General features: G+C 42.3%; 8 protein-coding genes. 2 read left to right on the forward strand and 6 right to left on the reverse strand.

What is annotated here, in order from left to right; translation table 11 throughout:
* Positions 1–87: 87 nt before the first annotated feature.
* Positions 88–1,209, forward strand: coding sequence for a ribosomal protein uL16 3-hydroxylase (locus tag Xbud_RS03455; RefSeq protein ID WP_099134758.1), 1,122 nt, complete (start codon positions 88–90; stop codon positions 1,207–1,209).
* Between the two features lie 136 nt (positions 1,210–1,345).
* On the opposite strand, the gene cobB is transcribed toward Xbud_RS03455, so the two are convergent.
* From cobB to lolC, 4 genes are all read right to left on the reverse strand, one after another.
* Positions 1,346–2,164, reverse strand: a complete 819-nt coding sequence (cobB, locus tag Xbud_RS03460; RefSeq protein ID WP_099134759.1) for a Sir2 family NAD+-dependent deacetylase — start codon at positions 2,162–2,164, stop codon at positions 1,346–1,348.
* A 108-nt stretch (positions 2,165–2,272) separates the two neighbouring features.
* On the reverse strand, positions 2,273–3,520 hold the full coding sequence (lolE, locus tag Xbud_RS03465) for a lipoprotein-releasing ABC transporter permease subunit LolE (protein ID WP_099134760.1): 1,248 nt from the start codon (positions 3,518–3,520) through the stop codon (positions 2,273–2,275).
* Complete coding sequence (lolD, locus tag Xbud_RS03470) at positions 3,520–4,221, reverse strand: lipoprotein-releasing ABC transporter ATP-binding protein LolD (protein ID WP_099134761.1); 702 nt, start codon at positions 4,219–4,221, stop codon at positions 3,520–3,522. Before lolD ends, lolE begins: the two co-directional genes overlap by 1 nt.
* Complete coding sequence (gene lolC / locus Xbud_RS03475) at positions 4,214–5,416, reverse strand: lipoprotein-releasing ABC transporter permease subunit LolC (RefSeq protein ID WP_099134762.1); 1,203 nt, start codon at positions 5,414–5,416, stop codon at positions 4,214–4,216. The genes lolD and lolC overlap by 8 nt, the downstream gene beginning before the upstream one ends.
* A gap of 564 nt (positions 5,417–5,980) precedes the next feature.
* On the opposite strand from lolC, the gene mfd reads away from it, so the two are divergent.
* Complete coding sequence (mfd, locus tag Xbud_RS03480; RefSeq protein WP_099134763.1) at positions 5,981–9,421, forward strand: transcription-repair coupling factor; 3,441 nt, start codon at positions 5,981–5,983, stop codon at positions 9,419–9,421.
* Between the two features lie 114 nt (positions 9,422–9,535).
* Here mfd and umoD read toward each other — a convergent pair whose 3' ends face one another.
* Positions 9,536–10,003: a UmoD family flagellar biogenesis regulator gene (gene umoD / locus Xbud_RS03490; protein ID WP_099134765.1), complete on the reverse strand. Its 468-nt coding sequence runs from the start codon at positions 10,001–10,003 to the stop codon at positions 9,536–9,538.
* A 471-nt stretch (positions 10,004–10,474) separates the two neighbouring features.
* Positions 10,475–11,779: an NAD(P)/FAD-dependent oxidoreductase gene (locus Xbud_RS03495; RefSeq protein WP_099134766.1), complete on the reverse strand. Its 1,305-nt coding sequence runs from the start codon at positions 11,777–11,779 to the stop codon at positions 10,475–10,477.
* Between the last annotated feature and the right edge of the window lie 215 nt (positions 11,780–11,994).

Below are 11,994 nucleotides of genomic sequence, written 5' to 3' on the forward strand. Positions count from 1 at the left end.
GGCTCGAAATATTTCATCCAAATCTGATAACTCCATTGACTATCCGTTATAATAGCCAGAAATTTTCTTGTCACTCAGGATATCACCATGAATTATCAGCTGAATCTGGACTGGCAGGCGTTTTTGCAGAACCATTGGCAAAAACGACCACTGCTGATCAAACAGGGTTTCCAGCAATTTACCGACCCACTTTCTCCCGATGAATTGGCTGGATTGGCAATGGAGAACGAAATCGATAGCCGTTTAGTCAGCCAGAAGAACAGTCGCTGGGAAGTTTCTCATGGGCCATTTGAAAGCTATGACCATCTGGGCGATAAAAATTGGTCACTACTCGTACAAGCCGTTAATCATTGGCATCACCCCTCCTCTGCACTGATGAAACCATTCCGTGTACTTTCTGACTGGCGGATGGATGACTTGATGGTTTCTTTCTCCGTTCCGGGCGGTGGTGTCGGCCCTCATCTTGATCAATATGATGTATTTATCATCCAAGGGCAAGGTCGCAGACGCTGGCGTGTTGGTGACAAGATCCCGATGAAACAGCATTGTCCTCATCCCGACTTATTACAAGTTGAACCGTTTGAAGCCATTATTGATGAAGAAATGCTGCCGGGAGATATCCTTTATATTCCACCTGGTTATCCACACGAAGGTTATTCAATTGAAGATTCACTAAATTATTCTGTAGGCTTCCGCGCACCGAATGCCCGTGAATTATTTAGTGGTTTTGCCGACTATATTCTGGCGCATGAGTTAGGAAGCCATCGTTATAGTGATCCCGAACTGACATTCCGTGATAATCCTGCACTAATTCAGGAAAATGAACTAACCACCTTGCGTGCCATGATGCGGGATCTACTGGAGCAACCTGAAACATTCCAAAACTGGTTTGGGGAGTTTATCTCTCAGTCACGTCATGAATTGGATATTGCTCCGCCAGAGCCACCCTATGAAAGTGACGAAATCTATGAATTACTCAAACAGGGTGAAAGACTGACTCGTTTGAGCGGATTACGTGCTCTGCGTGTCGGTGATAAGTGTTTCGTTAATGGCGAACTGATGGATACACCTCATTTGCAAGCAGCTGATGCGCTTTGCCAATATGATAGCGTCAATGCTGATATTCTGGGCGATGCCATTGATGATGTATGCTTTATCAGCTTGCTCACCACCTTAGTTAATAGCGGGTACTGGTACTTTGATGATTAACTGAACAATGACCAAATTGAATTTTAAGTTTTATTAAAGCAGTACCGGTGAAAAAGTAGTCCCAGTCACATAGCTAACAATGTGGCTGGGGGAATATGGCTGGTGAATGTAGCTAAGATGTGTAACTGAGAAAATATCAAGCCATCCGCTGGAGTAGTGATTGAATATATTGAGTGACTATTTGGCTGGCATTACCATAATGTTTTTCATCAAACATACTTTCAACCTGACTAGGCTCCAAATTCAGCTCAACTGTATGAGCGCCAGATAACTTCGCTTCATGCACAAAACCCGCCGCGGGATAAACGTGACCAGAAGTACCGATAGCAATAAAAATATCTGCCTTAGCCAAAGCAGAATAAATTTGTTCCATCCCTAGTGGCATTTCCCCGAACCACACAACATGGGGACGCAGTAACGAGGGAAATTGACAACAATGACAGCGATCTTCCATAGACAGTTTCGGTGTCCACTCAATAACCTGCCCAGATTGACAACAACGGACTTTCAGAAGTTCACCATGCATATGAATAATACGCTGACTTCCCGCTTGTTCGTGCAGGTTGTCGATATTTTGTGTCACTAACAGAAAGTTATCACCGAGTTCTTGTTCGAGCCTTGCCAAAGCGTAATGCGCAGCATTGGGCTGGATTTCCGGCTGTTGTAGCTGCTCCCGACGTGCATTGTAAAATTCCTGAACTAACCCAGGATCACGCTTAAACCCTTCAGGTGTAGCAATATCTTCAACACGGTGCTCTTCCCATAAGCCATCGGAAGAGCGAAAAGTTCTGATCCCTGACTCAGCGGAAATGCCCGCCCCGGTCAGTATCACCACATGGGGATTTTTTATTTTATTTGCCAAGCGAATATCCCTGTAAAAAATTTGCCTATGAAATCGCTGACGCCTCAGTCGTCTAATCTTGCAGAATTTACTGAGCCGATGAATGACACGCATATGACCATTTCCTTAAACTATTCCTATCGGGACATGTTTAAGTTGTCTTTTCTGCCCAGTTAACTCCGTAAGATAGCGCGCTTAGGTAATAGTTAATACTATGGAATATTATTGACCACTCAAAATCCGCGCTGGATCAAGTTTACTGGCCCGACGAGCTGGATACCAACTGGCCAATAAGCTCAATATCAGAGCTGTTAACAGCACATAGAAAACATCCATGATATGTAACTCTGACGGCAGAAAATCAATAAAATAGATATCCCCGGAAAGGAATTGATGCCCGAACAGTTTCTCCACCCATTTAATGATAGCCGTCAAATTAAGCGATGTGAAAATTCCGGCAATAGCGCCAATGATACTACCAACCATGCCAGTCAGTAATCCATACCACAAAAAGATCGCCCTGATATGCCCATCTTTGGCACCCAATGTACGCAGGATAGCGATATCACTGCTTTTATCTTTGACAGCCATAATCAGCGTTGAAACGATATTAAAACAAGCCACCCCAATCACCAGAATCATAGCCAGATACATGATTCCACGTATCATCTGGATATCGTTGTACATATAACCGTAATCTTTAATCCATGTACTGATATAGACATATCTTCCTGTTGCTTTACCTGCGTCCAAAACTCGCTGATCTGCGGCAAAAACATTGTCAGCTTTGATGGCAATGCCAGTAACAGCATCACCATAATCCAAATATTGTTGTGCATCAGATAATGGAACCAAAGCCAAACGGTGATCCAGCAAACCACTCAACTGAAAAATTTCAGCAACCTGTAAACGGATCCGTTTAGGTTGTAATAATTTCAGACTCGGATCGCTATTAGGTATCATGACTGTCAGCCAATCACCTTTCTTCACATTTAGTGAATTTGCCACTCCTTGTCCTAATATCACCTGATGTTTCCCCGCCTGAAATGTCTCCCATGACCCATGGCGAATAAACTGAGGTAGAGCACTGACATCGGACTCAGTGGCAGGATCTACACCACGTACTTGAACAGCATGGAGTTTATCACCTCGCTCCATCAACCCGGTCAATTCGATATAAGGTGACGCTCCTACAATACCCGGCGTTCGTTTTACTTGTTCAAGTGCGTGTTCCCAATGCTGAAAAGGTTGTTCCACTGCAAAAATTTGCCCATGTGGTACAACAGAAAGTACCCGGTTTTTCAATTCACGTTCAAAACCATTCATGGCGCTCAAACCGATAATCAATACCGCAACACCAAGCATAATCCCCATTGTCGAAATGATTGAGATGAGAGAAACCACTCCCGCACGACGACGACCTCGGCTAAAGCGTAATGCAGTAAACAATGCAAAAGGCAGATTTGCCATTACATTTCCCCCATTAGGGTTAATTCATCCTGTAAATATCCATCGCGCATTTCTACCTGACGAGCCAATCGATCAGCCAATTTCAGATCATGAGTTACTACCAAAAATGCCGTACCTTGCCGTTGATTCAGTTCTTTCAAAAGCTCAAAGATACTATCAGCATTACGTTGATCAAGGTTGCCTGTCGGTTCATCTGCCAGTACTAATGACGGCTCATTGACTAACGCACGGGCAATGGCAACTCTTTGACGCTCTCCTCCTGATAATTCAGAAGGTCGATGGTGTGCCCGATTTTCCAATCCAACTGCCGCCAGCATATCCAGAGCCTTTTGTTGAGCCTGACGTTTTTTACCTCCGATAAGTAATGGCATAGCGACATTTTCTAGTGCATTGAAATCAGGTAGCAAATGGTGAAATTGATAAATAAAACCGATTTCACTGTTACGTAATTCCGCTCGTCCGGAAGCAGACATCTTATTAAGAGATTTTCCTTTGAAAAGAACTTCACCAGCAGTCGGTGAATCCAATCCGCCAAGTAAGTGCAACAGAGTACTTTTGCCAGAGCCAGAGCTTCCGACAATCGCCATCATTTCTCCTTGTTGCATAGAGAAAGTGACATTTTTTAATACCTCTGTAGAAACCTGCCCTTCCTGATATTTTTTGCACAAATGATGACATAACAATAAAGGTTGGTTACTCATAACGTAAAGCCTCAGCAGGTTGAATGGCAGCCGCGCGCCAGGAAGGGTATAAAGTTGATAACAATGAGATCAGCATGGCAATAATGGCGATTATCACCACTTGAACAGGTTCAATAGCGACAGGTAACTGCATACCTTCAGTCAGCAGGCCTATAATCGGCATTAAATTATTTAACTGACTGGAAAGCAGTATTCCCAATCCCGTTCCCAATAAAGCACCAATGATGCCCGCCCCTGCTCCCTGGATCATAAAAATAGTCATTATCTGACGACGGTTCAGCCCTTGTGTCTGCAAAATAGCAATCTCTCCCTGCTTTTCCATCACCAACAAAGAGAGGGAAGTAATAATATTGAAAGCAGCTACCGCAATGATCAGGCTAAGCAATAATCCCATCATATTTTTTTCCATTCGCACAGCCTGAAAAAACTCCCCTTTGCGTTCACGCCAATCTTTCCAGATTAAATCTTTTGGCAGTGGCTGTTGACTCAATTCATCCACTTTCAATGGCTCATTGAGGAACAAACGCCAGCCTGTAATATTATTAATGGGATAACGTAAAAGACGTGCTGCATCTTGCTGATTAACCAACATTTCCGTGTCATCAACTTCGCTGTTAGCAAAGAATGTTCCGGCTACCGTAAATAAACGTTGACTGGGGATCCTCCCCATTGGGGTAAGTTGACTGGCACTCGGCACAATAACACGAATTTGATCACCCCGTTTGACTCCCAATCTTGCCGCCAATTTTTCCCCTAAGATCACGAAATAGCGACCTGGCTGTAATTGGCTCGGATCAACATTGACCATATATTCTGCTAATGGGGTATATTCACCTGGCGTAATGCCCAACATGACTCCGACACCTACATTACTGGCACTTTGCAGTACAACATCCCCCTGAACAATCGGCTCGATACGGGTAACACCTATTAACCCTGAAAGCTGGCTATCAGGATGTTCAACAGGATTAATAGAACCTTTTTCTGAAGTAATGATCACCTGAGGCATAAAACCCAGAATACTGGCTTCCAATGAACGTTCAAAACCGTTCATCACTGATAACACAATAATCAATGCAGCCACTCCCAATGTGATGCCAATGGCTGATAACCAAGAAACAAAGCGGCCAAACTTATCGACCGCTCGTCCGCGCATATAGCGCAATCCGATAAATAATGAGACAGACTGAAACATGGAATCCGCCGTATCAAAGGGAGTTATTTAAAAACAATAGATTAATAGGAAAAATCATATCTTATCTCTATATTTTGCGTATTTATTTTTACATATGTATTTTTTACACACATATTCTGTACAAAACTCAATCCACATAGTTTACTGATTACATATTATCATCGTTTAACTGAGATTTGCTTATCACCCTTCCAGGTTGAAGATAAAAATCGTGGCTTTCCTTTCCGGCTCAAATTTCTTATCAGTTAATTATCAACCATCGATCACCTTAATTATTTTAATTTTCTGAAAAAATATTACCTTTGGTAACAAAATTCCCACATTCAGTGAATTAATATATCGCCTCAATACAAACATTAAATCTGTTATTCCCCTGTTGCCAAAGCAAAGTGTTCGGTGATAATAAAGAGTAGTTGTACCTTCATGGAGCCATTCATACTTCGGTTCTGTGTTTTTCACTTTCTCTCAACCTGCCTCTCAACCTGCCAGCGTATTTATTGTAAAGGCTACTGGGTTAAAATGTGTTGGGAATGGACTGAATCTTAGAGAACACATTAAACGCTTATGTCCGCAAAATATCGTTATCAACTTCCTGAACGTCGCGGTGATATCCGCCAATTAGGCCACCTGATCGGCGCTGCTTGCGCCATCGAATGCGCCGAGATCATTGAACGTCACCCAGGGCCTGTTCTGCTAGTAACAAAAGATATGCAGAATGCCTTACGGTTGCGTGATGAAATTCCACAATTCACCCACGCTCCAATAAACATGCTGTCAGATTGGGAAACATTGCCTTACGATAGTTTTTCGCCCCATCAAGAAATCATTTCAACCCGTTTATCTACGCTGTATCAATTACCTTTCATGATGAAAGGCGTTCTTATCTTGCCTGTTAATACATTGATGCAACGGGTTTGCCCGCATGAATACCTCAGAGGGCATGCTTTGATCATGAGTAAAGGGCAACGACTTTCCCGTGACAAATTACGTGCCGATCTGGAGCAAGCCGGTTATCGCAGTGTGGATCAAGTGCTTGAGCATGGTGAATTTGCTACACGCGGCGCTCTGTTTGACCTCTTCCCTATGGGGAGTGAACACCCTTACCGTATCGATTTTTTTGATGATGAAATCGATAGCCTGCGTACTTTTGACGTGGACAGCCAACGTACACTCGCGGAAGTGGAAAAAATCAGTTTACTGCCTGCCCATGAATTCCCAACAGATAAAGAAGCTATCGAATTATTTCGCAGCCAATGGCGTGAGCAGTTTGAAGTTCGCCGTGATGCTGAACATATTTATCAGCAAGTCAGTAAAAAAACGCTACCGGCAGGTATTGAATACTGGCAACCATTGTTCTTTGAGCAGCCTTTATCCACACTCTTTGATTACTTGCCAGAAAACACCTTGCTTATTACACAAGACCTAATAGCAACAGCCGAACATTTTTGGCAGGACACAGAACAACGTTTTGAGAGCCGTAAAGTTGACCCAATGCGGCCATTACTGCCACCTGAACGCATTTGGCTTCCTGTCGATAAACTATTCGCTGAATTGAAAAACTGGCCCCGCCTCCAAATCAGAAACGAAGAACTGCCACAAAAGGCCGGGAGTATCAATCTCACTTACCAGCCTTTACCCGATGTATCCGTTGCTGCGCATCAAAAAGCCCCTTTGGATAAAGGACGCCGTTTTATAGAACAGTTTAGCGGTAAGATCATTTTTTCAGTGGAAAGTGAAGGACGCCGGGAGTCTTTAACCGAATTACTATCGCGGATCAAAATTCATCCAATCAAAATACAACAGTTGACGGATGCTAAGGAGCCGGGCTGTTTTTTAATGATCGGTGCAGCAGAACAAGGCTTCATTGATGAAGAGAAAAAACTAGCCCTGATCTGTGAAAGCGACATGCTTGGTGAGCGTGTGAGTCGTCGCCGTCAGGATAACCGACGCACAATCAACACTGATACCTTGATCCGTAACCTCGCAGAATTGCGTCATGGTCAACCCGTTGTACACCTTGAACATGGTGTTGGACGCTACCAAGGGCTAACGACACTAGAAGCAGGCGGAATTAAGGCTGAATACCTGATCCTGACCTACGCCGGAGAGGACAAATTGTATGTCCCCGTCTCCTCCCTACACTTAATCAGTCGTTACGCTGGAGGCGCAGAGGAAAATGCGCCTCTGCACAAACTTGGTGGTGATGCCTGGAATAAAGCGCGCCAGAAAGCAGCAGAAAAAGTCCGTGATGTCGCGGCTAAATTACTGGATGTATATGCACGGCGTGCCATTAAACCTGGTTTTGCGTTTAAGCACGATCGGGAGCAGTATCAACTGTTCTGTCAGAGTTTCCCGTTCGATACAACACCGGATCAAGAACAAACCATCAATGCCGTATTGAGTGATATGTGTCAGCCCATCGCCATGGACAGGCTGGTATGTGGTGACGTTGGTTTCGGTAAGACAGAAGTGGCAATGCGCGCTGCTTTTACCGCTATCAATAATAATAAACAAGTCGCCGTTTTAGTTCCGACTACCCTACTGGCTCAACAGCATTATGACAATTTCCGCGATCGTTTTGCGAATTGGCCTGTACATATTGAAGTTATGTCCCGATTCCGCAGTGCTAAAGAACAGCAACAAGTTATAGATATGGCGGCAGAGGGAAAAGTCGATATTATCATCGGCACTCATAAACTGTTACAGAATGATCTCCGTTGGAAAGATCTGGGATTATTAGTTGTTGATGAAGAGCATCGGTTTGGTGTTCGTCACAAAGAGCGCATTAAAGCTATCCGTGCAAATGTTGATGTTCTGACCATGACAGCAACCCCCATTCCCCGAACGCTCAATATGGCAATGAGTGGTATGCGCGATTTATCAATTATTGCCACACCACCAGCGCGTCGTCTGGCAGTGAAAACTTTTGTGCGTGAATATGATAGCTTAGTGGTCCGAGAATCTATCCTGCGTGAAATTTTACGTGGTGGTCAGGTTTACTATCTTTATAACGACGTTGAGAATATTGAGAAAGCAAAAAATCGATTGGAAGAGTTAGTTCCTGAAGCCAGAGTCGTTGTCGGCCATGGGCAAATGCGCGAACGTGATCTGGAACGAGTCATGGCAGATTTTCATCATCAGCGTTTTAATGTGCTGATATGCACTACGATTATTGAAACAGGTATTGATATTCCTACCGCCAATACCATTATTATTGAACGGGCAGACCATTTTGGTCTGGCTCAATTACATCAATTGCGGGGACGTGTTGGCCGCTCTCACCACCAGGCTTATGCTTATTTATTGACTCCTCATCCAAAAGCGATGACCACAGACGCCCAAAAACGACTGGAAGCAATTGCCTCTCTTGAAGATCTGGGGGCTGGATTTGCGCTGGCAACTCATGATCTGGAAATCAGGGGAGCCGGTGAACTTCTGGGCGAAGACCAAAGTGGTCAAATGGCGAGTATCGGTTTCACTCTCTATATGGAGTTACTGGAAAGTGCAGTTGATGCACTCAAAAATGGACGAGAGCCATCACTTGAAGATCTCGCCACGAACCAAACCGAAGTAGAACTGCGCATGCCGGTACTTTTGCCCGATGATTATATTCCTGATGTGAATATGCGCCTTTCTTTCTATAAACGTATTGCAAGTGCTCAAAATGACGATGAGCTGGCAGAATTGAAGGTTGAATTAATTGACCGATTCGGTACATTACCTGATCCGGGCCGACAGTTATTACAATCTGCTTCTATCCGCCTGACAGCCCAAGAATTGGGAATTAGGCGTATAGAATCCCATGAAAAAGGTGGCTTTATTGAATTTAGCCAAAACAACAAAGTGGACCCCAATTACCTCATCGACTTATTACAAACTCAGCCCAACATTTACCGGCTGGATGGGCCTTCTAAATTAAAATTTATGACTGATTTAACCGAAAGGGCAACACGTTCATCGTTCATCCAAACATTATTGGAAACATTCGAACAACATCAGATATAACAGCGACTATACCCAATAAATTTCCAGTTTTGTCGCGGAGGCAAGGAAGCCAATCCCCAGGAGCATAGATAACTATGTGACTGGGGTACAATCCCTTTTTAAAACAGCCCGGCTCTACAAATATGGTGTGAGAATTAATCTTCCTTTTTCATCCAGAGGAATGGTTTGTTCTGGTTTATATGTCACTCTCACCTTACCAGGTTTATCACCGATCATATAAATAACATCATACCCAATAATACGTTTTTCCTTGACATGAACCATGACACAATTTTTTAATTGAGAATAGTTCAATACGTGATATTCTCTTTTTATATTTAACATTTCAATAAGAGTAAACATACTATTTTTATATACAGACAGATGGTTATTCTCAATATTTCCCAATCCGATTCGAAATGGTAGCAGAGCCCCATTACAATAATATTGAGGAGCAGAAGCCATTGTTTTGATAGGCTCTGAAGAGAGCACCTGTGCAACTTTAGGCTGCGGGTTTTTAAAATAAAATATTGCAGCAATACCAACGGCAATCATAACAATCAGAGAGTAAATCCCACACTGCCTTGTCTTTAGTTTACTCACATAGCACCTTGTTATATTAATAATTTGATATACTCCTGGATTTAAACATGTTCATTAACTATTTGTAGAAACCAAAAATGCGTTCAATTCATTATTAAGAAAAATCCTATGAAGCTACTAAAATAAATGTTATCCATCTTTCAGTCTTTTGATTTTTATTAGGATTTAAAATCTATTGAATAGAGTTTTTTCATTCAATTTATATCCCCTATTCTTTATACATCATTAAATTGAATGTTTTTACTAAATATTTTCAATTTTAACATATTGACATACATTGTTATGACATAGTTACCTAATTAAAATTAGCCTTATTACAAGGATTAAACAGGTCTAAAAAATAATAGAGAAATAATTATGAAAGGTATAACAAAAAATATGATAAATAATCAAGAAAAAATAAAAAAATGTTTAATGGTTCATCTGAAATATTTTGGATATCTTAAATCCAGATGAACCACTTTAACTCAATTAGTGCAATTTCAAGCGTGGGCGAATAACACGGTTAATTCCACCAACCAGCATCATTAAGCCTGTTTTAATATATCCATGTAATGCGACCTGATGCATGCGGTATAAAGAGATATAAACCATACGTGCAATACGGCCTTCTACCATCATAGAGCCACGCATCAAGTTACCCATCAGACTACCCACTGTACTAAATTTAGATAAAGATACCAGTGAACCGTGATCTTTGTACACATATTCCTTCAGTGGTTTCTCATTCAATAGAGCCAAAATATTGTTATAACAACGGTTTGCCATTTGGTGAGCAGACTGAGCGCGCGGAGGAACAAACCCCCCCTCTTTTTTCGGGCATGATGCACAATCACCGATAGCAAAAATATTATTATCCAATGTTGACTGCAAAGTAGGTTTCACAACCAACTGATTTATGCGGTTTGTTTCCAGTCCCCCAATCTCTTTCATAAAATCAGGCGCCTTAATTCCCGCAGCCCAAACCATCAAAGAAGCCTTGATTTGTTCACCATCTTTGGTATTCAGTCCATGTCCATCTGCACTGGTTACCATAGTTTTGGTTAAGACTTTAACACCAAGTTTGGTTAATTCCTGATGCGCAGCACTGGAAATACGTGGCGGCAATGCCGGCAGAATTCGCTCACCGGCCTCAACCAGAGTAACGTTCAATGCGTCTGAATTCAGGCTTTCGAATCCGTAACTGTTCAACTGTTTAACTGCGTTATACAGCTCTGCTGAAAGCTCAACACCTGTTGCGCCACCACCAACAATCGCAATGTTAACTTTCTCTTCCGCACATTGATTTGCAGAATATTTCAGAAACAGGTTTAACATCTCATTGTGGAAACGATGTGCTTGTTGTGGGTTATCAAGGAAAATACAGTTTTCTCTTACACCTGCCGTACCGAAATCATTCGATTGGCTACCCAATGCCATGACAAGAATGTCGTAAGCCAACTCACGCTCTGCTACCAGTAAATCATTACCTTCATCGCGGATCTCAGCTAGTGTGACTTTTCTTCCTTCACGATCGATATTTGTAAGTGTACCTAATTGGAAGTTAAAGTAATGGTTGCTGGCATGGGCCAGATAACTCAATGCATCAACACCATCATCAAGAGAGCCTGTTGCGACTTCATGCAATAATGGCTTCCATAAGTGGCTATTATTGCGATCCACCAAAGTAATTTCGGCTTTTTGCTTACGCCCTAATTTATGCCCCAAACGTGTTGCCAGCTCTAAACCACCAGCACCCCCACCAATGATGACAATTCTTGTCTTTGGCGTTGTCATGACTACCCCACTGAAAATACAACTAATGTTATGTAAAGCGCTAAAACAATTTTTGGATAACGTTCTTAAATAATATCAGGCATAATAAATTTCTCACTGAAAATATCTTCAGAATATCATGGCTAGTCAGTAGGTCATACCAAAAATAGCCCCTATCAAATTCTTTTGATTAATTAGACGCCAATCACAAAATTTGTGTACTTAGTTTTAATTAA

Source organism: Xenorhabdus budapestensis (genome assembly GCF_002632465.1).
GTDB lineage: Bacteria > Pseudomonadota > Gammaproteobacteria > Enterobacterales > Enterobacteriaceae > Xenorhabdus > Xenorhabdus budapestensis.